This window comes from Rathayibacter sp. AY1C9 (assembly GCF_002932315.1).
In the GTDB taxonomy this organism is placed as follows: Bacteria; Actinomycetota; Actinomycetes; order Actinomycetales; family Microbacteriaceae; genus Rathayibacter.
The window spans coordinates 25,297-46,881 of record NZ_PSVZ01000020.1 but is presented as its reverse complement, the minus strand read 5'-3'; the positions used below and the strand labels follow the sequence as shown (position 1 = coordinate 46,881).

Genomic DNA, 21,585 nt, shown 5'->3' with positions numbered 1-21,585 from the left:
CTGGTCGCTCGGGCGGGGATCAGCGGGAGGAGGGGAAGAGACGGCGGGAGAGGCCCGAGGACTTCTCGGCCGTCTCGTGCACCACGAAGGGCACGGCGGAATCGGCGGAGACGACCCGCCTCGCCGCGGCGAGTTCGAGCGTCTCGCGGGAGAGGCCCTCGATGTCGACGGTGACCGCGAGGCCGGAGTCGGCCAGGCGCGTGGCGATCTGCACCTGGTGGTCGTCGACGTGCTCGCCGAACGAGGCGCGGCGCGGAACCAGGATCGGCACCCGGCCCTGCTCGATGGCGCTGAGCGCGGTGCCCACTCCCCCGTGCGCGATGACGACGTCGGCCGCCTTCATCGCGGCGTTGAGCTCGTCGTGCGGCACGGAGTGGCGGCCGTCGATCCCGAGCCCGGAGACGTCGTTCGCTCCGGTCTGCCAGAGCACCTCCACGCCCTCGAGCAGCGGCGCGAGCGCGGCGAAGAAGCGGGGGAACGGGTAGCCGTCCTGCGTGCCGACCGAGACCACGGCGCGGCGGATCGGCTGCGGGACGACGTCCTCGACGCGGTAGGTGTCGAAGATCGAGCCGCCGAAGCTCCAGCGGTCGTCGGCCCAGGAGCGGTACTGGGTGTAGGTCGAGACGGCGGGGACCCGGGCGAGGATCCGACCGGTCATCGACGGGCCGAGCACGCGGGCGGCGCTCTCGATGTAGTGCGCGGGGATGCCGCGCGAGGCCGCGAGCGGCAGGAAGGAGAGGGCGGGGCTGGCGCCGGTGCTGAAGACGGCGTCGAAGGACCCGCGGGCCAGCAGGGAGCGGCCGATCATCGCGTTGCGGAGCACCGGCACCACGGCGCGGGGCGGCGGATCGGCGAGGTGGGTCACGCGCCGGTCGGCGAGGAGGGTGCGGCTGAGGGCGCTGTCGACGGTCGCCCAGTGCTGCTCCTCCGGGTCGACTCCGAGGAGCCCCGAGAGGGCGAACATCTCCTTGAGATGCCCGCCGCCGGAGCAGACGAAGAGATACGAAGCCATACGCGCCTTCACTGGTGATGATCGAGATAACAGGCGTGTGGATGATCGATCGTCCGCCGAGAACGACCCCCCGGTCCCTGGTGCAGAAGTCGCCCGATCATAGCAGGGAGGGTCTCCGAGGGGCACTTCTCTGAGAGAACTGTTCACCTCGCCGGAAAGCGATAGGGGCTCATTCGACAGGCGATATCCGCTCACTTCTCCGGAGGGTGGAAAGCGATATCCGCTCGACTCGGGGATGACCGGGAACGCCCATCGAGCGCTCGATACCGGACTGGCCGATTCCCGTCGATCACCTGCACCGCACGGGCCGCGCGCGTAGCGTCGGACCACCGGCGCAGAGGCCGGTCGACCCAGGAGGAGCGCCATGAGCGACAACGAGCAGAACAGCCCCGTGATGGACGGAGCCGAGGACGCCAGCAACGACGAGAAGCTCGGCGGCCTGATCGACCAGGTCGAGCACGACCACGGAGCCGAGGGCGCCGGCGCGATGGCCGACGCGCTCCGCGACCGCGCCGACGAGACCGACACCGAGATCACCGAGGAGTCGGACGCGTCCGGCCCGGTCGAGGACAGCGGCACCGCCCAGGTCTGAGCGACGGGGCCCGGAGGACGACTCCGGGCCCCGCTCCCTGATCGCTGGGGAGAGCGGTGGGCCCTCCGGATCGCTCGTCAGAGCGGCCCGGCGAGCGCCGCCCGATGTGCACCGGAGCGGCCCGGTGAGCGCCGCCCCACCCCCAAAGCCCTGTTTGACGGTGCGGGAGCCGCCGGTCACCATGGCCGCATGTCCTCTCTCGACGAGCTGCGCGCCACCGCGCATCCGATCCGCCTCCGCCTGCTGTCCCTGGTGACGGGAGCGGCGATGAGCGCCGCGGAGGCCGCCCGCGAGCTGCAGCTGTCGCAGGCGACGGCGAGCTACCACTTCCGCGTGCTGGAGCGCGCCGGGCTCGTGGCCGTCGTCGAGACCGTGCGCCTGCGGGGCGGCGAGGCGAAGAGGTACCGGCACGAGGCCTCCGGAAGGCCCTTCGACGTGACCGCGTCCGTGGACGCAGGGCCGGAGGAGGAGCGGGACCTGCACCTCGAGGCCCTGATCGAGGAGCTCCGGCGGCGCTCGTCGAGCCGGGCGGACGGTCCTCAGCTGTCGACGGACGCGGAGCTCTGGGTCGACCCCGAGGTCTGGCGGCGGGTCGTGCGGCACGTCGGGGAGGCGTCCGCGCTGCTGCACGCGGCGGCCCGGCCGCCGAGGACCCCCGGGACCGCGCCGGTGTCGATGACGACCGCGATGTTCCCGCTCCGCCGGCCGTGACCCGCGACGGGCGCGGGCCGCTGGCGCACGGTCCTCTTGCGCACGGCCCCTTCCGCTGGCTCCTCGCCGCCCGCACGACCGGCGTCCTCGGCAACGCCGTCGCTCCGATCGCCCTGGCCTTCGCCGTGCTGGACCTGACGGGCTCGCCGACGGACCTCGGACTCGTCGTCGCCGCGCGCTCCCTCGCCAACGTCGCCGTCCTGCTGCTCGGCGGCGTCCTCGCCGACCGGCTCCCCCGCTCCGTGATCCTCGTCGGCACCTCGCTCGCGGCAGCAGCCACTCAGGCCGCGGTCGCCGTGACGGTGATCACGGGGACGGCGACCGTCGCGGCCCTGGTCGTGCTCAGCGTGCTCAACGGCGCCGTCGCGGCGATGAGCCTGCCCGCCGCGGCCGCCCTCGTCCCCGAGACGGTGCCGGTCGGCGAGCTCCGCCCGGCCAACGCCCTGCTCCGCCTGGGCCTGAACGCCGGGAGCATCGTCGGCGCCTCGGGCGGGGCCGCGCTCGTCGCACTGGTGGGTCCCGGGTGGGGGCTGGCGGTCGACGCCGCGGGCTTCGCCCTGGCCGCGGTCCTCTACTCCCGTGTGCGGCTGCCGCGGACGGTCCGCTCGGGCCCGGGCGCCTCCGTCCTCGCCGACCTCCGCGAGGGGTGGCGGGAGTTCACGAGCCGGCGCTGGGTGTGGATCGTCGTGGCGCAGTTCACCGCCGTCAACGCCGCGTTCGTCGGCGCGACCACGGTCCTCGGCCCGGTCGTCGCCGACCGGTCCTTCGGCCGAGCGGCATGGGGACTCGTGATCGCCGCGCAGACCGTCGGCCTGGTGATCGGGGCCGTGATCGCGCTGCGTTGGCGGCCCCGCCGTGCGCTGGGGGCGGGCGTCGCCCTCATGGCGGTGACGGCCGTCCCGGTCGCCGCCCTCGGGATCCTCCCGGCGCTCCCCGCCCTCCTCCTCGCCTTCGCCCTCGGCGGAGTCGCGCTCGAGATCTTCGCCATCGCCTGGGACCAGACGCTGCAGACCCACGTCCCCCGCGAGGCGCTCGCCCGGGTCTACTCCTACGACATGGTCGGCTCCTTCCTCGCCGTGCCGCTCGGGGAGGCGCTCGTGGGCCCGCTCGCCGACCTCGTCGGGCTCGACCGCACCCTGCTCGGCTGCGCCGCGGTCGTCCTCGTCGCCTCGCTCCTCGCGGCCTCCAGCAGGAGCGTCCGCGGGGTGGGCACGGACCGTCCGCGGCCGCAGACGCTCTAGCGCGTCACGGGAGGCGCGGGTGCGCAGGAAGGGGCGCACCACCCGGAGCCCGGGGGAAGGCAGCTCCAGGACGCCGTCCCAGGTGGCGGGGACGTCGGGGAAGCCGTGCACGAGCACGAGCGGAGTGCCGTCCTCCGGTCCCTCGTCGAGGTAGTGGACGTCGGTGAAGCGCGTGGACAGGACGCGCGCACCCGTCCCCTCCTGCTCCGGCCCGTCCGAACGGGAGTGCCGCGGCCCGCTCACGGGCGGTAGAGGGAGTCGACGGGGACCTCGCGGCTCGAGCCGTCCCGGGTGGTGATCGTGACCGTGCCGGCGGGCCCGGCGGCGAGACCGTCGGACGAGGGCCACCAGGCGGTCCAGGAGCCGCCCTCGAGGGTCGCGACGACCGGCTCGACGCCGGCCTCGTTCAGCACCACCGATTCCACGTCCGCGCCCGCGAAGCCGACCGCGTAGATCAGAGCGGCGTCCCCCTCTCCGAAGGTGCCGGCCGAGCTGAGCTGGACGGCGTCCGCGGCGAGGGGGCCGGCCGGTGCGGCGTCCGCCACCTCCCACATCCCCGCGCCGTTCCCGGCGCTGAGGCAGTAGTAGAGGGAGTCGTCGAAGCGGTAGATCATCGAGGCGGCGTCGCCGCGCGCGTCGAGGTGCGAGACCTCCGCCGGCCCGGCCTCGCCGTTGGGGCTCTGCAGGTTCGTCGCACACCACTGCGTCGCCGACTGCCCGAGCTCGGAGCTCGGCAGGAGGCGCTCGGGGATCGCGGTCCAGGAGGCGAGCACCGCGCGGTTCAGCCCGACGGAGCCGGTGCCGGGGATGAGACCCGGGACCACGACGATCACCGCGGCTGCGGCTGCGGCGGCCAGGAGCACGGTCGCCGCGCCGGCGACGGCCCAGTCGCGGGGGCGGAAGAAACGGGGAGCGGCCGCGTCCTCGCTGACCAGGATCTCGCCGAGGAGCGCGTCCCGACGTGCGGCCTCGGCAGCGGAGAGAGGGGTGCGGGGCTCGGCGTCGTGCGCGCGGAGCAGGTCGAGGAGCTGGTCGGTCATGAGAGGGTCCGTTCTGCCGTGCCGGAGAGGAGCGTGGAGTCGAGGGGGGCGAGCAGCGCCGCCAGCCGCCGCTTCGCGCGGGTGAGCCGCATCGCGTAGGCGGCCCGGGAGCAGCCGAGCACCTGCGCCGCCTCGGCCTGCGGGAGGTCCTCCCACACGTGGAGGGCCAGAGCCTCCTGCTCGGCGAGGGGCAGCCGCTTCCACGCGCTCTCCAGGTCGAGGCGGTCGCCGACCGACGGGTCGGCCTGCTCCTCCGGGGCGAGGGTCCCGATCCGCACGGCCAGCGCCTGCCGGCGGTTCTCGCCGCGGGCGGCGTTGAGGATCGCGTGCCGGGCGGTGCCGAACAGCCAGGGCCGCACGTTCTCCGGCAGGTCCTGCCGGCGACGCCAGGCGGCGAGGAAGGTCTCGCCGACGATGTCGTCGACCGTCGCGGCGGGAGCGCGGCGGCGGACGAAGCGGAGCAGGTCGTCGAAGTGGGCGCGGTACAGCTCGGAGAAGTCGTCTCGGGAGCGGATGCTCATGGTTCCCCTTTCGCGGAGTCACAGGTACATGTCCGGCTGCGGCGGCGATGCAACATCCGTGTCGGCGGGAGTCCCGCTGGGGCGGTGGCCGCGGCGTCCTGCGCGGCGCTCCGTGTCCGGGCAGGATCCACCGCGCGGGGGAGGTCCTGCGAGCGGCAGGCGGCGATCCGCATCGACCGCACGCCGGAGAGGAGGGGCCCTCGGCGGGTGGCGGGCTGTCGGAGGGAGCAGCGGACGCGCGGTCATCCCCGAGGCGCACCGGACGCGACTCCCGGACGACGCACCGGACTCCTCCGGCCCGGGACTCTGGCAGAACGCCGCCGAGCCTCTGGTCCCGGCGCCCGTCCCGCCCAAGGAGACCTTCGTGAACCGCGCCCTCGCTTCCGCCGCCGCCTCAGCCCTCGTCGTCGTCGACGTCGTCCAGCGCGCCGCTGACGCCCGATGACCGGCTCCGGGAAGCCGGCCGGCGATCAGGCTCCGCTCCGCCTCGCGCTCGTGCACGTCGACTTCTGGTCGGCCGTGAAGCTCTCGTTCCTGCTCGGCCTCGCGCTCGCGATACTCGGCCTCGTCGCCGTCCTGGTCGCCCATCCGCTGCTCGTGCACTCGGACCTCTTCACCCAGGCCGACACGCTCCTCGGGCAGGTCGTCGGCGATCAGATCGACCTCGACGCGATCCTCTCGCTGCCGAACGTGCTGGGCTTCGCGCTCGTCGGAGCCGTGCTGAACACCGTCGTCGCCACCGCCCTGGGCGGGGTGGGGGCGCTGCTCTTCGGATCCGCCGCCGCCCTCGCGGGCGGGCTCCCGGTCGGCCTCGCTCGGCAGTGAGGGGCTCCGCTCCGACTAGGCCGCGAGCCCTCCCTCGGGAACCGGGGACGGACGGTCGTCACCGAGGAGCGGCGCCTGCTCGGGCTCAGCGGCGACGACCATGTCGCGCCCGGACGCGGGGGTGAGGAGCTCGCGCAGCCAGAGGCGGTTCACGGCGTGCAGACGGGGATGATCGAAGCGGTATTCCAGCACCGCGTTCGGCTGCACGAGGATCGCGTGCGAGCGCGGCTCCGACTCCTGCAGCGTCCTCCAGGTCAAGCGGAACGGCTGCCCCTGCTCCATCCGCGCGCGCACGGCGATCCGCACGTGCGCGAGCGTCCGGTCCTCGAACTCGATCCGGCGCCGCCAGGCGCCGAAGATCAGCACTCCCACAGGGGCTCTCCTCATCGTGTCGGTCGAGCAGCCCGCAGAACGGCGGGGGCGGCGGGCGCGAGGCTCGCAGGGCCGGACCGCCATCGGACGGTCCGGTCGTGGGGACCGGAGTAGAGGTGGGTCCGAGGCTAGTCCCTTCCCGGAGGTGCGCGGACGGAGTGCGCTCCCGCGTCAGTCGGCGAAGATCGCGCCGACCGGCTCGCGCTTCTCGGCCTGGAAGCGGTCCTCGGCGCGGCCGAGAGCCCAGTAGGCCGAGAGCGAGAGCGCCCGGCGCTCCACGCCCCACTCGTCCTGCAGGAGGGCGCGCAGCTGCTTCATCGCGGTGCGCTCGCCGTGCGCGAAGACCTCGAGCACGCCCTCGGGCCTCGGCTCGGCCCGGACGGCCGCGACCAGCGCCCGGCCGGCCTCGAGACCGCCGCGGTGCAGCCAGCGCACCTCCACTCCGGCCGGAGCGGGAAGCGCGAGCTCGTCGGCGGCCGAGTCCACCTCGATCAGGACCAGGCCGCGCGCGTGCGCGGACATCCCCTCGAGGGCGGAGGCGATCGCCGGCAGAGCGGAGTCGTCGCCGAGCAGCAGGTGCACGGCCTCGGGGTCGGCGCTCGGCGACCAGGCGCCGCCGGGCGCGGAGAGGGCGATCCGGTCGCCGGGAGCCGCGGCGAGCGCCCACGGTCCCGCCACCCCTTCGTCGCCGTGCACGACGAAGTCGACGGCGATCGAGCGCCGCTCGAGGTCGACCGAGCGGACGGTGTAGGTGCGGCGCACGGGCAGCTGCTCGGGGGCGACGCTCGCCCGGAGCGCGTCGAGGTCGAAGGGCGGCTGGAGGTCGGAGCCGCGCGGCGGGAGCAGGAGCTTCACGTAGCGGTCGGTCGCGGCGAGGCGCTCGGGGTCGGACTCGGCGAGGAACGCGTCGAGCCCGTCGCCGCCGAGGTGCACGCGGACCAGGTGACCGGTGAGGCGCTCGGTCCGCAGCACGGTGAGCACGTGCTGGCTGCGGGCGCGGCGCGGGCGGTCGGGGGACGGGGCGGCGTCGGTCATCCGTCCAGCATGCCCGGTCGTGCTCGGTGCGGGCCGAGTGCGGGCCGCTCGCGGGCGGGCGGGCGCCGAGGGGTCACGAACGGTCGCTTCGGGAGGGAGAAAGGGACCGTTCGTGACGCATCGGAGCAGGCCGATGCGAGGCCGGGACGTCGCGGCGGTGCCGAGCGCGAGGCGGCGGCGCGGGCGCGCGTACGGACGAACGGGCGTCGAAGGGTCACGAACGGTCGCTTCGGGAGGGCGGAAGGAGCCGTTCGTGACGCATCGGAGCAGGCCGGGGCGTCGCGGCGGCGCCGAGCGCGAGGCGGCGGCGCGGGCGGGCGTACGGACGAGCGGGCACCGAGGGGTCACGAACGGTCGCTTCGGGAGGACGGAAGGAGCCGTTCGTGACGCATCGGAGCAGGCCGAGGGCACGGACGGGGCATTGCGGCGGGGATCCGCGCGAGGCGGCGGCGCGGGCGGGCGCTGATCCATCGCTCACGGCCCGCGGAGGAGCGCAGGACGGGCCGTCCGCGACGGATCGGAGCGGGCCGGGCGCGCCTGGGCGCCGCATGCGGAGCGAGCGCGGGCCTGCCGGAGGGCGCCGGGCGTCGATCCGTCACGAACGGCCCGTGCGGGGGGACGGAACGGGCCGTCAGCGACGGATCGGAGCGGGCGGCCGGAGGCCGGGCCGACGGAGCGGAGCGGACAGCAGCGCGCGTGGGCGGGGGCGGGCGGCGCCGCGCCCGGTCAGCGACGGCTGGGAGCGAGCGGCCGGAGGCCGGGCCGACGGAGCGGAGCGGACAGCAGCGCACGTCGGCGGGGCGGGCGGCGCCGCGGCCGACGGCCCGGCGGACGGCCGGTGGCGCGAGGTGCGCTCGCGCGGGGCGCGGCGGCGGGGCCGCGCCTACTCTCGCGGGATGACTGCGACGGCTCCGCGACTCCGGCACGACCGACTGGTCGCCCCCGACGTGCTGCGCGGAGTGGCGGTGGCTGCCATGCTCGTCGCGCACGCGATGCCGCTCGTGCCGAGCGCGCGCACGGGAGTGGTCGGGTTCCTGGCGTGGAACGTCAACGATCTCGCGTCGCCGCTGTTCGCGCTGGTGATGGGGATGTCGGCGGCCCTGGTGCTCGCGCGGCCCGGAGCCTCGCCGGGGCGGGTGCTGCTGCGGAACGCGATCCGCGGCGCAGTGCTCGTGGCGCTCGGCGTCTGGCTCGAGACCTGGGGCAGCTGGATCGCGATCGTGCTGCAGTACCTCGGCGTCGTGCTCGTGCTCGGCACGCCGCTGCTGCTCCTCCGCTCCCGGATCATCGCCGCGCTGGCCGCCGTGCTCGCGCTCGCCGCCGGGCCCGCGAACGCCGCGGTCGCCGCCGCCGCACCCGGCTCTCCGCTCGCCCTCTGGCTCTTCACCGGGCCGAGCTACCGCGCGACCAACCTGCTCCCCTTCTTCCTCCTCGGAGCCCTGCTGCTGCGGCACGGCGCGCAGCGCGACCGGCTGCTGCCGGTGCTCGCGGCGGTCGCGGTCGTCGCGTACCCGGTGCGGCCACTGGTCGCGCTCCTGCTCGGCGTGGAGTCGCCCTCCGGCAGCCTCCCGGACACCCTGCACGACCTCGGGCTCGTGCTCCTGGCCTACGTGGCGGTGGTGCTGCTGACCACGTCGCGCTCCACCGCGGTCCAGCGGCTGCTGGTGCCGCTCCGGGCGATCGGCACGCTCGCGCTCTCGGTCTACGTGCTGCAGGTGGCTCTCGTCGCGGCGCTCGCGCGGGCGGGCCTCGGCTACTCCGCCGACACTCCGCTCGCCGCTCTCGCCCTCGTGCTCGGGCTGTGCGCGGCCGCCGTGCTGTGGTGGCGGTTCCTCGGTGCGGGTCCCGTCGAGCGGCTGACGGCGCGGCTCACCGGGCTCGTGCCGCGCTGAGCCGCCCGGCCGCCCGGCTGGGTCCGCGGCGAGGACCTGAGCCCGCTGCGGTCCGCGGCGAGCTCGCCTGAGCTCGCGTCGGACCGCGGCGAGCTCGCCTGAGCCCGCGTCGGGCCGCGGCGACCCCGGCTGAGCCCCCGGCACCCGACGGCCCGCGCACGGGCCGCCGGGCGTCCCCTCCCTCAGCGCGCGAGCGCCGACGCCTCCTTCGCGAGGGCCGGGCCGTGCGCCGCGAGCACCAGGTCGCGCACCGCGGTGGCCGGGAGCGACGCGGCTCCGGCCGGCAGCAGGTCCGCGTCCGAGGCCAGCACGAGCGGAGTGTCCGACGACGAGGACGGCAGCCTCCCGTGCGTGCCGCGCACGAGCGACGCGTCCAGGGGCACCAGGTTCATCGCGTAGCGCAGCCCCAGTGCCTTCTTGGCCAGGTTGCCCGCCGCCTTCGCCTTCACCAGCGGGTCGGCCGGATCGAAGAAGAGCTCGGCCGGGTCGTAGCCGGGCTTGCGGTGAATGTCGACGCCGCGGGCGAAGTCGGGCGCGCGGTCGTCGTCGAGCCAGTAGTAGTAGGTGAACCACGCCCCCGGCCGGGCGACCACGACGAACTCGCCCGAGCGCTCGTGGTCGAGGCCGTAGCGGGCCTGCGCCTCCCGGTCGAGCACCTCGTCGACGCCGTCGAGCCCCTCGAGGATCGAGCGCACCCGCGGCAGGTCCGCCGCGTCCTGCACGTAGACGTGCGCGACCTGGTGGTCGGCGACGGCGAACGCGCGCGACGTCCACGGGTCCAGCTGCTCGCGGCCGTCCTGCACGTAGACCTCGAGCAGGCCCTCGCGGCGGAGCGCCCGGTTCACGTCGACCGGAGTGTCGGCGTCGGCGATCCCGTACTCGGCGACCACGATCACCGACGCGCCCAGCGCCTCCGCGTCGTCGAGCAGCGGAGCGAGCACCACGTCGAGCTCCGACGCGGCCCGGCGCGCCTCGGGCGAGTCCGGTCCGAAGCGCTGGAGGTCGTAGTCGAGGTGCGGCAGGTACGCCGTGGTCAGCTCGGGCGGGCCGGAGCCGTCGCCCGCCAGCACATGCCGGGTCGCGTCGACCATCCACTGGGTCGAGCGGAGCGACGCGGTCGGCCCCCAGTACTGGAACAGCGGGAAGGCGCCGAAGCGCGAGACCAGCTCGTCGTGCAGCGCCGGCGGGCGCACGTACGCGTCCGGCGACTTGCGGCCGTCGGCGTGGTAGATCGGGCGCGGAGTGACGGTGACGTCGGTCGTCGCCCCCATCGCGTACCACCAGCCGATGTTGGCCGCGCGGTACGGCTCCCCGCTCAGCCGGCGCGCGGTCTCCCAGACCTTCTCCCCCGTGACCAGGCGGTTGTGCTGGCGCCACAGGTGCACCTCGCCGAGGTCGCGGAAGTACCAGCCGTTGCCGACGATCCCGTGCTGCGCGGGCATCGAGCCGGTGAGCATGGTCGACTGCACGCTGCAGGTGACCGCGGGCAGGACCGTGTCCAGCGGCAGGCGCCCGCCCGCGCGGGCCAGCCGCGAGAGGCGGGGCATGTCGGCGAGCGCCGTCGAGGTCAGCCCGACCACGTCGAGCAGCAGCACGGGCCTCACAGCGCCGCCGCCTGCGGGAGGAGGGGCGCCAGCAGCGCCTCTCGGGAGGCGGGCGTGAGCAGGTGCGCGGCCGCCCAGGCGAGCTCGGCGCCGATGCCCGTCGAGAGGTCGCTCGGGGCGTCGGCGAGCACCGACCAGGTGTAGGTCTCGACGTCGAGGTGGATCTCGTCGTACGGCCAGGCGGCGTCGACCGCCGAGACCGCCTCCGCCAGGACGGCCGTGGTCGCCGAGAGCGGCGCCTCCGGCCGGTGGTGCAGCGGCACGTGGAAGTGCACGCGCCACGGGCCGGTGCCGGGGAGCGTGTCCAGCGCCTCAGGCAGGTCGTCGACGCGGAGCACTCCGTCGATCCCGTTCTCGCGGGTCTGGTGCAGGTAGCGCTTCTCGACGAACGGGGTGAGCGCGGCGCGGCCCGAGGGGTCCTCCAGGTGGAGCGCGGCCGAGGCCTGCACCTTGACCACGCGCAGGCCCGCGTCGCGGATGCGGCGGACGGCCGAGGCCGGGTCGGCGAAGGAGACGGCGAGGTGGCAGGTGTCGAGGCACACGCCCACGTACGCCGGGTCGACCACTCCGATGCGCGGGTGCAGCCAGTCGACGACGTCGTCCACGGTGTCGAGGATGCAGCCGGGCTCGGGCTCGATCGCCAGGCGGATCGCGTGGCCCGTGGAGCGGCGCAGGTCGCGCAGCTCCTCGACGAGCCGGGCGAGGTTCCGGCAGGCGGCCTCGTCCTGCTCCCGCCCCCAGCCCTCGCGCCAGCCCAGCGGCAGCGTCGAGATGCTGCCGTCGGCGCCGGCGGGCAGCAGGTCGGCCAGGATCCGCGCGCAGTCGATCGTGTACTGCAGGCGCTCCGGCGTGGTCCAGTCGGGGCGGTAGACGTCGAGCTTCACGACCTCGGCGTGGAACGCGGCGTACGGGAACGCGTTGAGCGTGCGCACCTCCAGGCCGTTGCGCTGCAGGGCCGCGCGGAGGACGGCGCGGTCCTCGGCGCTGGCGACCAGGCGGGCCGCGAGGTCACGCGGGATCCACAGGCCGACTCCGACCAGGGCGAGCCCGGCGGCCACGCGCGCGGGTCCGGCGTAGACGTCGAGCTGGCGGACGACTCCGGCCAGGTCCTCGGCGGGATGGACGTTGGTGCAGTAGGAGAGGTGCATCACACGACCTCCGCCACGCGCGGCGCGCCCCGGAGCACGGAGTTGCCCTCGAAGGTGCGGCCGGCCGACTCCTGCACGTCGAAGCCCGCGACGGGCGAGAGGTCCAGGCGTCCGCTCTGCCCGTAGAACTCGACCGGGTTCTGCCAGAGCAGCCGGTCCACGTCGCCCGCGCTGAAGCCGGCGACGAGGAGGAGGCGGCCGGTCTTCGCGGTCGTGAGCGGGTCGGAGCGGCCCCAGTCGGCTGCGGAGTTGACCAGCACGCGGTCCAGCCCGATCCGCTCGACCAGCGTCACCAGGCGGGTCTCGTCCATCTTCGTGTCGGGGTAGATGGAGAAGCCCATCCAGCAGCCGGAGTCGCGGACCGCGTCGACGGTGACCTCGTTGAGGTGGTCGACGAGGACCCGCCCGGGCTCGAGACCCGAGTCGGCGACGACCTCGAGGGTCCGGCGGGTGCCCGACTCCTTGTCGCGGTGCGGGGTGTGCACCATCGCGGGGAGGCCGTGCTCGCCGGCGAGCTCGAGCTGCTGGCGGAAGACCTGGTCCTCCTCGGGGGTGAGCGAGTCGTAGCCGGTCTCGCCGACCGCGACGACGCCGTCCTTGGCGAGGTAGCGGTCGAGCTCGGGCAGGACGGCCCGGCAGCGCGGGTCGTTCGCCTCCTTCGGGTTGAGCCCGATGGTGCAGTGGTGGCGGATGCCGAACTGCGCGGCGCGGAAGCGCTCCCAGCCGATCAGGGCGTCGAAGTAGTCCGTGAACGAGCCGACGTTCGTGCGCGGCTGTCCGAGCCAGAAGGAGGGTTCGACGACCGCGCGGACGCCGGCGTCGAACATCGCCTGGTAGTCGTCGGTGGTGCGGGAGGTCATGTGGATGTGCGGGTCGAAGATGCGCATCGTCGCGCCTTTCTCATCGGTGGTGGTGCCCCGCGGTCGGGGCGGCGTTCGGGGGCGGTCAGCTCGGCAGGAGCACCGCCAGATCGTCCGGGAGCGGGCGCCCGGCCGCGCGGCGCTCGTCCGCGAAGCGGCCGGCCATCGCGCGCAGCTCGGCGTCGCTGCGCTCCTCCAGCCCGGCGACCGCTGCGAGCGGGACGCCGAGGAAGACGAGCTTGAGCACCCCGTGCCGCCAGGCGTGCGCGTCGAGGTGGCGGCGGGCGAAGGAGCCCATCGCCGCGGCGACGAGCCGGGTGTCGTTGGCGCGCAGGGCGTCGGCGGTCAGCTCGAGGCCGGCGAGGGTCGTAGCCGGTCCCGGGTCGCCGAGGGCGTTCAGCCCGGCCAGCACTCCGCGGCGCTCGGCGCCGTCCCCGCCGCGGTAGAGGCGGAGGAGGAGAGCGGCCAGGTCGTCGTCGCCGAGCGCCTGCGCGGCGGCCTGCACCAGGGCGGCGCGGGCCGCGTCGTCGTGCGTGCCGTGGACGAGGCCGTGCGGGTCCTCGGCGGGCCGGAGCGGCTCGCGTCCGGCCTCGCGGCCCGCGGCGGGGAAGAAGCGCTCGATCCGCGACGGGCGCTCGAGGACGGCGGAGCGGGCGGCCGCGGTCCACGGGTGCTCGGCGTGCGAGGAGGCGCCGCCGAGCGCCTCCTCCATCGCCGCGAGACTCGCCACGGCCAGGCGGGGCGCGTCGTGCGAGTGCCGGGGCAGCTCGACGGCGGCGATCCCGCGGTAGCCGATCTCGGCGAGGGTCGCGAAGGCGGCCGCGAGGTCGAGCGATCCGGTGCCGAGCTCGAGGTGCTCGTGCCGCTCCGGGAGCATGTCGTCGACCTGCACGTTCAGCAGCAGGTCCCCGGCGCTGCGGAGGGCTCCGACCACGCCGTCCGGCTCCACCACGACGCAGTGGCCGAGGTCGACCGTCAGCCCGACCGACTCCGGGTCGCCGAGCTCGCGGCGCAGCAGCAGCGCGTCGGCCACCGTCTCCACCAGCATCCCCGGCTCGGCCTCGACGGCCAGCCGCACGCCGTGGCGCTCGGCCGTCGCGACGACGCCGCGCATCCGCTCGACGAGAAGACGCCAGGCCGCGGCCGCATCCGCGCCCGCCGGCACGACCCCCGACCAGAGGGAGACGGCGTCGGCGCCCAGCAGCGCGGCGATCTCGATCGCGCGCTCGAGGAAGCGGACCCGGGGGCCGGCCTCCTCGTCGACCAGCGTGGGGCGGTGCTTCGCGAACGGGTCGAGCAGGTACCGCGCGCCCGTCTCGACGACCACGCGCAGGCCCAGCTCGTCGAGCCGCGACCGGAGCGCCAGCGTCCGCTCGCGCCAGTCGGCTGCGAAGGGATCGAGGTGCGGGTGCCCGAGGGTGAGCGCGACGGCGCGGTACCCCGCGGCGTGGATCACCGTGAGCGCGTCGTCGAGGGTGTGGTCGGCGAAGCCGTTGGTGCCGTAGCCGAGGACGGGTCCGGTGGCGCTCATGTGATGTCCGCCGTCCGCGGGCGGCGGAGCAGGAGGGAGCCGAGCGCGTCGAGCGCGAGCAGCGCCGCCCCCAGCTCGGGACGCTTCAGACCGGCGAGCGCGGCCTGCAGCGGGATCATCCCGGTGATGCCCGCGCGGGTCGCCGTCCGCGCGGCCGCGGCCGTCGGCGTCCGCACGGCCTGCAGCTGCGCGGTGAGCACGAGCAGGAGCCAGCGCCCGAGGCCCGCGGCGACGACCGCGGCGGGGGCGGCCCGGCGCTCGGCCAGAGCGCCGGCCGCGGTGGACAGCGCGATCGCCGCGGTGCCGGCCGAGACCGCACCCGCCGCGACCGGGGTGGTGCCGTGCACCTCGCCGCGCGAGAGCACGGTGACGCCGAGCGTGTGCGCGGCCACAGCGGCGGAGGCGGGGGCCGCCGCGCGCACGCCGTCGACGCCCGCGCCGAGCAGCACGTCGAGACCGCGGCAGGCCGCCATCACGACCGGGCCCAGCGGAGTCGGCTTCGCGAGCAGGTCGTACGACCAGATCCCGGCCGCGAGCGGCAGCGAGAGCGCGAGCGAGCGCCGCCCGTCCACGACGGCCGCCACGACGATCCCCGCCGCGGTCAGCGCGGCCGCCGTGCCCAGCGCCGCCGAGCGCCGGATGCGCCCCGAGGGGATCGGCCGCTCGGGCCGCTCCCGGGCGTCGAGCTCGGCGTCCGCGTAGTCGTTGAGCGCCATGCCCGCCGAGTAGAGCAGCGCGGAGGACAGCGGGAGCGCGACCGTGCGCGCTCCCACTCCGCGGCCCGCCCACGCTCCGCCCGCGACGGTGTCGCCGATCACGGTGAGCGCGGCCTTCGCGCGGACGAGCTCGAGGTAGTCGCGCAGCTCAGCCATCGCTCCGCGTCCCGCTCGTCACCGGGGTGCGGCGCTCGGCGACGAGCGCGCCGGTGCGGGCGGACCAGGCCACCAGCTCCGCGGTCTGCTCGGCGAACCCGTGCACGTCGCTGCCCCACGGGTCCTTGAAGAAGAAGCCGAGCTCGCCGACCGGGCCCGAGACGCCGGCCTCGTCCGCGAGCGCCAGCAGGCGGGCGAGGTCGAGGATCAGCGGCGCCGCGAGGGCCGAGTCGTACGCCGACCAGATCGTCTGCACCGTGATCCGCGAGCCGAGGAAGCCCTCCGCGTGCACGTGGTCCCAGGCGGTCTTGACGTCGCCGAGGTCCGGGACGTTGTCGATGTGGAGCGGAGTGACGACGTCGTCGCCGAGGAGGCTGCGGAGTCCGCGGTTCTTCGAGACGAGCTTCGAGCGCACCGCCTCCGGGTCGGCGAGGGTCTGCCCGTCGCCGCCGCCGAGGAGGTTCGCCCCCGCCCACGAGAGCACGCGCATCCCGCGCGCCGTGAACATCGGCGCGAGCACGCTGCGGAGCAGGGTCTCCCCCGTCTTGCCGTCCTGGCCGGCGATCGGGATCCCGGCCTCGGCGGCCCACTCCTCCAGGGCCGGCAGAGCCAGCGCGGTCGAGGGAGTGAAGCAGGCGTAGGCCGCGCCCGCGACGACGGCCGAGAGGGCGGCGATCGAGCTCGGCGGCAGGAGGCGCTCGCCCGGACGCGCCAGGGCGGCGCGCAGAGCGGCGAGGTCGTGGAACTCGGGACGGTCGGCCGGCAGCACCTCGGTCGAGGCGACGTCGATCACGACGACCCGGGCGAGGCCGTGGCGCTCGCGGAAGGCGACGATGTCGGCGGCCCGGCGGTCGATCTCCTCCTGCTGCGACGCGGCGTCGGAGGGGGCGAGGCGGATCTCGGCGTCGGTCGCGTCGATCCGGTCGGCCACCTCGGCGACGACCGAGGTCGGGAACATGCCGCCGGCCGCGAGGCCCGTGGCCTTCTCGAGCAGCGGGGTCGGCGAGACGTCGTGGCCGCCGATGACGATGTCGGCGAACCCGGCGAGCGGGACGTCCTCGAAGGCGGGGGTCGCGGTGGCGCAGCCCGAGCTGGGCGCGGCTCCGGCGGCGATGGCGTGCAGGCCCACGGCGGCCGTGGTGGCGACGCTGCCCCGGGCCCCGATCAGCCAGAGGCCGATGCGCCCGCTCGATCGGGGGGCGCCTGTGGTGGTGGTGTCGGACGAGGTCATCGTTCTCTCCTGTCTGGAAGGGCTGGCTGAGCGGCGATCGTCGGGGCGCACCCGGGCGATCGGAGTGGGGAGGGGCCTCGGCCGGGCGCGCGTCGCGCCTCCGGCCGGCCGTGTTGCGCAGGAACCGCACGCAGGGCCCGCCGAGATTGCGCGACCGTGCGTCGACTGGTTTCCTCAGGTGTGCTGTCCCCCGAACCCGTCCTCCGGGCCGAGAGAAGGAGCTGAGCGTGGCCGAGCGCGCGGGTACCGCGACCGGCGACATGCTGAGGCTGTTCGCCGACGGTCGGCCGCGCACCCGCGCCGAGCTGGTCGAGGAGACGGGCCTCGCGCGGACCGCGGTGATGACGCGCCTGGAGCAGTTCTTCGAGCTCGGACTGATCGCGCACCTCGACCGCGCTCCGTCGACCGGCGGCCGTCCGTCCGCGCGCCTCGTCTTCGACCCGGCCGTCCGCTCCCTCCTGGCCATCGACCTGGGCGCGGCGCACTCGACCATCGCGCTGACCGACTTCGACGGCCGCATCATCGCCGAGCGCCGCGAGGAGCTCGACATCGCGCAGGGCCCCGTGGCGGTGCTCGGGCACGCGCTCGACGTCTGCGACGGGATCCTCGCCGCGGCCGGGGTCGACCGCACCGCCCTCGCGGGCATCGGGGTCGGCGTGCCCGGCCCGGTGGAGCACGCGAGCGGCCGCCCGGTGCGCCCGCCGATCATGCCCGGCTGGGACGGCTTCGACATCCCCGCCTTCGTGCGCCGGCGCTACGACACCACGGTGCTCGTCGACAACGACGTGAACCTGCTGGCGCTCGGTGAGCGGGCCTCGCGCTTCCCGCACGCCCTCGACCTGATGTTCGTGAAGGTCGGCACCGGCATCGGCGCGGGCATCGTCTCGTCCGGGCTGCTCCAGCGCGGAGCCCTCGGCTCCGCGGGTGATCTCGGCCACGTCCAGGTGCCGCGCACGGCCCCGGCCGCGGCGGGCGGTCAGGAGGGGGACCTCGAGGCGGTCGCGGGCGGCTCCGCTCTGGCCGCCGGGCTCGCCCGGGCGGGCCGCGACGTGCAGTCGGTGCGCGAGCTGATCGACCTGCTGAAGGTGCGCGATCCCGAGGCCGTCGAGGCGGCGCGGATCGCGGGACTGCAGCTCGGCGAGGTGCTGGCCACCTGCGTGAGCCTGCTGAACCCCTCCGTCATCGTGCTGGGCGGCGCGGTCGCCCTCGCCAGCCCGGAGATCCTGACGGCCGTGCGCTCGGTGATCGACGAGCGCTCCCTCCCCCTCGCGACGCAGCGGCTCGACGTGGTGACCGCCGAGCTGGGCGGCAGCGGGGGCGTGCGCGGTGCCGCGCTGATGCTGCGCGGGCACCTGCTCAGCCCCGCCGTGGTGGACGGCTTCCTCGAGCAGCTGCGCGCCGAGGGGCGGGCGGTCCGCTAGAGCGGCGGCCGCGCACCCGGAGGCGGCGGGCCGCGCCGGCGCGATCCCTCGCGGACCGCGTCGGCCGCACCCGGTCAGGAGCGGACCTCCGCGCGGTCGGCGTCCTCCGGCTGGGCGCCGAGAGCGGCGGCGACGGCGGCGTCGATGCGCGCCTGCTCCCCCGCGGCCCGGCGGCGGCGGCGGACGACGGTCAGCACGATGAGCCCGATGAGCAGGGCGAGGAGGAGCACGGCGCTCCACGGCACGGCCGCGGCCGAGGTCTCGGCGGTGGCGACCGGCACGTCGGGGACGACGACGGCGGAGTCGGCCTGCGCGGCCTGGTCGGCGGTGACGACGGTGCCCGAGAGCGCGGCGCGGGCGGTCGCGACGAAGAGCGGCCAGACTCCGGCGACGGTCACGGTGCGCGAGACGGAGGTTCCGGGGAGGAGCTCGGGCAGCGGCTCCGGGTCGGTCGCGGACACCGGCGCGAGGCCGAAGAGGCCGGCGACGCTGATCTCGGCGCCCGGCGCGATACGGGTGTTGCCCGCGTTGGTCACGGTGTAGTCGACGGTCGCGGAGCCGGGGGCGAAGGGGTTCCAGCCGCCCTGGTACGAGACGGCGAGGCCGTCGATCGACAGGCGCGGGGCGAGCTCGCCGCCGACGCGGAGGTACATGCGCGAGCCCAGGCGCCGGTCGACCGAGACTCCGGTCTCGCCCTGCACCAGGATCGAGGAGACGACGCCCGCGGCGTAGTCGCCCGGGGTCACGTCGTCGGGGACGACGACCTCGAACGGGACCTGCACGCTCTCGCCGGCGGGCACGGTGACCTCGGGCTCGGGGAACGCGATCCAGCTGCCGAGCTGCGTCGAGGGCTCCGCGGCGGGGAGCAGGTCGAGCTGGCCGGCCTCGGTGATGAAGCCGTCGGAGCCGTAGACGCGGAACGTCTGCTCCTCGTCGTCGTAGTTGGAGACGATCAGGGCGTCGCTGAGGCGTCCGCCGGGATCGAGGGCGTACGCGTAGTTCGGCCGCTCGCTGCCCTGCTCGGTGTCGGCGGGGCGCACCCCCCAGGTGACCGGCGTGGAGGCGGGGTCCGCCTCCTGGGCACCCGCCTGAGCCGAGAGGCCGCCGGCTGCGAGGAGCGTCATCAGCAGCAGGGCGGCGGTGGTGCGGGAGGTGCGTGGCATGAGCGACATCGATCAGGCTTCCGTTGCAAGGGGGGATGCCTCCCCGCGGGACGCCGCTCCGGTACGCGGCACGCCGAGCGGGGCGTACCGGAGTGGCGTCTCGCGGGGAGACGGGGGGAGGGTGGGGCGGCCCGGAGGCCGCCCCACCGGTGCTAGCCGAGCGCGGTGAGCGTCAGCGTCGCGGTGTAGGTGCCGGTTCCGACCGAGAGCGGGAGCTTCAGGTCGAGGTCGGCGCCCAGGACCGAGGATCCGGTCGGGTGCTGCGCCGCGGCGGAGCCGAGGACGCGGGGCGTGGCGAGGCCGTTGCCCGAGTCGAACCCGGAGGGGACGGCTGCGCCCGCGACGGCACCGCCGGTGTTCTCCAGGACCTCGGGGGTCCAGCCGAGGTGCTTGCCCGAGAACGTCTTCTCGCCGGAGCGGAAGTCGCTCAGCTGGCCGGTGACCGACCAGGCCGGGCCGTTGAGGCGGGTGTCGGTCACCCGGACCGGCACGAGCTCACCGGAGGCGGCGAAGTGGTCGCCCTGCTCCTCGGCGACGCCGAGGTTCACCAGGTTGCTGGTGCCCTCGAGCGTCCAGGTCAGCTCGCCCTTGTTGGCCTCGGGGACGATGACGGCCACGGCCTGGTCGCCGGCCGCCGCAGCGCCCGCCGCCGTTCCCGTGAAGGTGCCGTCGACTCCGGCGGCGGTGTTGCCCGCGCCGAAGTTGACCGCCGGCGCGTTGTCGGTGAGCGCGATGCGCCCGCCGACCGTCGTACCCGCGAGCTGGACGTTGCCGGAGTTGCCCGAGAGCGTGAGGTTCCCGCCCACCGTGTTGCCGAGGGCCGAGGCCGAGCCGTCCTCGTTCGCGCCCAGGAGGACGCCGCGCGAGGAGCCGGTGACGGCGAGCGAGCCGCCGACGATGGCGCCCTGCACGTTCACGCCGAAGTCGCTGCCGGCGAAGGTGGCGTCGCCGCCGACGCTGGTGCGGTCGACGTCGACGTAGTTCGCCGCGTCGGTGCTGACCGAGCCGTCGACCGAGAGGTCGCTGAACTCGACGTCGATCCCGCCGGCCTCGACCATGCCGCCGACCGTGAGGTCGCGCAGGTAGAGGAAGCCGTTGCGGCTGCCGTCCGAGAACGACACGACGTCTCCGCCGACGCTGGTGCCGTCGATCGAGATGCCGTACGCGTCGGTGCCGATGACGTCGCCGCCGATGGTCGCCGAGGTGGCGTCCAGCCAGGCGTCGTCGCCGACGATGACGTTGCCGGTGACGGTCACGTTGCCGAGCACGCAGGTCTGGCCCGCGCCGACGTTGAGGTCTCCGGTGATCGTCTGGTTCCCGAGCTCGGTGGTGCAGTCCGTCGTCGCCGCGAAGGCGGACGGTGCGGCGACCATCGCGAGGGAGGCGGCCGCGAGGACCGCCGTGGGCGTCTTCCACTTCATGGGGGTTCTCCTCGGTGCGCTCGTGCGCGTCGTGCTGGTGGTGGTGCTGTCGGTGCGGCGCGCGCGGCGCGGGGTGCGCTCAGCCACGGAGCGCAGCGATCGCGGAGTAGCTGCGGGAAGCGGCCTCGAGGGAGTTCCCCGTGCTCGGCGGCGTCGCCAGCGTGGGAGCGGTGTCCTGCTCCCAGACGCCGAAGCGCTGGCCGCGGTCGCGCAGCTCCGAGAGGAACGCCTGGTAGGGCAGGTTGCCCGCGCCGAACTCGACGATGTCGTAGCCGTTGGTGTTGGCGTTGTTCGTCTTGCCGTCCTTGAGGTGCAGGATCGGGTAGCGGCGCGGGTTGCGCTTGATGTAGTCGAGCGGCTCGAAGCCCGGGTAGAGCTTCTTGCCGACGTACGCCCAGTAGACGTCCATCTCGAGGTACACGTGACGCGGGTCGGTGTTGTCGTAGAAGAGGTCGTACAGGCGGGTCTTGGGGTCGTCCGTGGCGAACCCGAACTCACCGGCGTGGTTGTGCTGGTAGAGCTTCATGCCCGCGGCCGAGACCTGCTGGCCCCACTTGTTCCACTCCTCCGCCGCGGCGAGGTAGCCCGCCTTGGTGTTGACGTTGGTGGGCGCGTTGCCGGTGCCGAGGTGCGGCGTGCCGAGGATCTGCGCGATCTCGATCTGCTTGCCCAGCTCCGAGCGGAGGAGGTTGGTGCCGACGTGCGAGCCGACGGCGCGGAGGCCGTTGTCGTCGAGCAGCTGGCGGATCTGCTGCGGGGTGATCGCCCCGACGTTGCCCTGGGTGTACCCGGCGAACTCGATCTCGCTGTAGCCGATGCGGCCGAGCTCCTCGAAGACGGCCCGGAAGCCGAGCGACGAGACCTTGTCGCGGACGCTGAAGAGCTGGATGCCGATGCGGTTGATCGGGACCAGGCGCGTGGATCCGGACGAGGGCGCGGGGGCGGCCGTGGCGGGCGCCGCGAGGGCTCCCGCTCCGACGCCGACCGCGACGGTCGATGCGGCCAGGGCCGTCATCAGCGAGCGCCGGCTCATCGGCTTGGCCGTGATGGATGCGTGGTGGTGGTGCATCATTTCTCCTTCGAAATGGCAGAT

General features: G+C 75.0%; 20 protein-coding genes. 6 read left to right on the top strand and 14 right to left on the bottom strand.

What is annotated here, in order from left to right; all coding sequences use genetic code 11:
- Positions 1-19 precede the first annotated feature (19 nt).
- Positions 20-1,012, bottom strand: a complete 993-nt coding sequence (locus tag C5D09_RS13110; RefSeq protein ID WP_104260670.1) for a glycosyltransferase — start codon at positions 1,010-1,012, stop codon at positions 20-22.
- Between the two features lie 364 nt (positions 1,013-1,376).
- Here C5D09_RS13110 and C5D09_RS13105 point away from each other — a divergent pair, with 364 nt between their 5' ends.
- The 3 genes from C5D09_RS13105 to C5D09_RS13095 all read left to right on the top strand — a co-directional run bounded on the left by C5D09_RS13105 (position 1,377) and on the right by C5D09_RS13095 (position 3,556).
- A complete protein-coding gene (locus C5D09_RS13105) occupies positions 1,377-1,604 on the top strand; it encodes a hypothetical protein (protein WP_104222474.1) in 228 nt (75 codons plus the stop codon).
- 189 nt (positions 1,605-1,793) lie between these two features.
- Entirely contained in the window at positions 1,794-2,315 is a 522-nt protein-coding gene (locus tag C5D09_RS13100) for a helix-turn-helix domain-containing protein (RefSeq protein WP_104222473.1), read from the top strand.
- Entirely contained in the window at positions 2,312-3,556 is a 1,245-nt protein-coding gene (locus tag C5D09_RS13095) for an MFS transporter (RefSeq protein WP_258067007.1), read from the top strand. Before C5D09_RS13100 ends, C5D09_RS13095 begins: the two co-directional genes overlap by 4 nt.
- Positions 3,557-3,795: 239 nt before the next feature.
- Here the strand turns inward: C5D09_RS13095 and C5D09_RS13090 are convergent, their stop codons facing one another.
- Positions 3,796-4,596 (bottom strand): hypothetical protein, encoded by an 801-nt coding sequence (locus C5D09_RS13090; protein ID WP_104269485.1) that lies wholly within the window; start codon positions 4,594-4,596, stop codon positions 3,796-3,798.
- Entirely contained in the window at positions 4,593-5,117 is a 525-nt protein-coding gene (locus C5D09_RS13085; protein ID WP_104263229.1) for an RNA polymerase sigma factor, read from the bottom strand. The genes C5D09_RS13090 and C5D09_RS13085 overlap by 4 nt, the downstream gene beginning before the upstream one ends.
- A gap of 441 nt (positions 5,118-5,558) precedes the next feature.
- On the opposite strand from C5D09_RS13085, the gene C5D09_RS13080 reads away from it, so the two are divergent.
- Positions 5,559-5,942, top strand: coding sequence for a DUF3566 domain-containing protein (locus tag C5D09_RS13080; RefSeq protein WP_104269484.1), 384 nt, complete (start codon positions 5,559-5,561; stop codon positions 5,940-5,942).
- A 15-nt stretch (positions 5,943-5,957) separates the two neighbouring features.
- Here C5D09_RS13080 and C5D09_RS13075 read toward each other — a convergent pair whose 3' ends face one another.
- Positions 5,958-6,314: a hypothetical protein gene (locus C5D09_RS13075; protein WP_104269483.1), complete on the bottom strand. Its 357-nt coding sequence runs from the start codon at positions 6,312-6,314 to the stop codon at positions 5,958-5,960.
- A gap of 171 nt (positions 6,315-6,485) precedes the next feature.
- Complete coding sequence (locus tag C5D09_RS13070; RefSeq protein WP_104267453.1) at positions 6,486-7,349, bottom strand: siderophore-interacting protein; 864 nt, start codon at positions 7,347-7,349, stop codon at positions 6,486-6,488.
- Between the two features lie 896 nt (positions 7,350-8,245).
- On the opposite strand from C5D09_RS13070, the gene C5D09_RS13065 reads away from it, so the two are divergent.
- A complete protein-coding gene (locus C5D09_RS13065) occupies positions 8,246-9,241 on the top strand; it encodes a DUF418 domain-containing protein (RefSeq protein ID WP_181135047.1) in 996 nt (331 codons plus the stop codon).
- Positions 9,242-9,423: 182 nt separating this feature from the next.
- Here the strand turns inward: C5D09_RS13065 and C5D09_RS13060 are convergent, their stop codons facing one another.
- Genes C5D09_RS13060 through C5D09_RS13035 form a run of 6 tightly spaced genes read right to left on the bottom strand, consistent with a single transcriptional unit; the run spans position 9,424 to position 16,487 of the window.
- Entirely contained in the window at positions 9,424-10,845 is a 1,422-nt protein-coding gene (locus C5D09_RS13060) for an alkaline phosphatase family protein (protein WP_104260663.1), read from the bottom strand.
- Positions 10,842-11,993 (bottom strand): metabolite traffic protein EboE, encoded by a 1,152-nt coding sequence (gene eboE, locus C5D09_RS13055; RefSeq protein WP_104226604.1) that lies wholly within the window; start codon positions 11,991-11,993, stop codon positions 10,842-10,844. The genes C5D09_RS13060 and eboE overlap by 4 nt, the downstream gene beginning before the upstream one ends.
- Positions 11,993-12,880 carry a TatD family hydrolase gene (locus C5D09_RS13050; RefSeq protein WP_104222466.1) on the bottom strand — a complete coding sequence of 296 codons (888 nt, stop codon included), beginning with the start codon at positions 12,878-12,880 and terminating at the stop codon, positions 11,993-11,995. The genes eboE and C5D09_RS13050 overlap by 1 nt, the downstream gene beginning before the upstream one ends.
- Before the next feature lie 58 nt (positions 12,881-12,938).
- The gene (locus tag C5D09_RS17875; RefSeq protein ID WP_104263224.1) at positions 12,939-14,384 is read right to left on the bottom strand and encodes an EboA domain-containing protein; all 1,446 of its coding nucleotides are present in this window, start codon (positions 14,382-14,384) and stop codon (positions 12,939-12,941) included.
- Entirely contained in the window at positions 14,381-15,256 is an 876-nt protein-coding gene (locus C5D09_RS13040; protein ID WP_219812291.1) for an SCO3242 family prenyltransferase, read from the bottom strand. The genes C5D09_RS17875 and C5D09_RS13040 overlap by 4 nt, the downstream gene beginning before the upstream one ends.
- On the bottom strand, positions 15,249-16,487 hold the full coding sequence (locus C5D09_RS13035; protein ID WP_104226602.1) for an inositol-3-phosphate synthase: 1,239 nt from the start codon (positions 16,485-16,487) through the stop codon (positions 15,249-15,251). Before C5D09_RS13035 ends, C5D09_RS13040 begins: the two co-directional genes overlap by 8 nt.
- 227 nt (positions 16,488-16,714) lie before the next feature.
- Here C5D09_RS13035 and C5D09_RS13030 point away from each other — a divergent pair, with 227 nt between their 5' ends.
- A complete protein-coding gene (locus tag C5D09_RS13030) occupies positions 16,715-17,908 on the top strand; it encodes an ROK family protein (RefSeq protein ID WP_258067006.1) in 1,194 nt (397 codons plus the stop codon).
- 74 nt (positions 17,909-17,982) lie between these two features.
- Here C5D09_RS13030 and C5D09_RS13025 read toward each other — a convergent pair whose 3' ends face one another.
- The 3 genes from C5D09_RS13025 to C5D09_RS13015 form a co-directional block, all read right to left on the bottom strand.
- Positions 17,983-19,071 carry a hypothetical protein gene (locus tag C5D09_RS13025; protein ID WP_146078976.1) on the bottom strand — a complete coding sequence of 363 codons (1,089 nt, stop codon included), beginning with the start codon at positions 19,069-19,071 and terminating at the stop codon, positions 17,983-17,985.
- Positions 19,072-19,223: 152 nt separating this feature from the next.
- Positions 19,224-20,492, bottom strand: coding sequence for a hypothetical protein (locus tag C5D09_RS13020; RefSeq protein ID WP_104269481.1), 1,269 nt, complete (start codon positions 20,490-20,492; stop codon positions 19,224-19,226).
- 79 nt (positions 20,493-20,571) lie between these two features.
- The gene (locus C5D09_RS13015; protein ID WP_219813837.1) at positions 20,572-21,561 is read right to left on the bottom strand and encodes a sugar phosphate isomerase/epimerase; all 990 of its coding nucleotides are present in this window, start codon (positions 21,559-21,561) and stop codon (positions 20,572-20,574) included.
- Positions 21,562-21,585 lie beyond the last annotated feature (24 nt).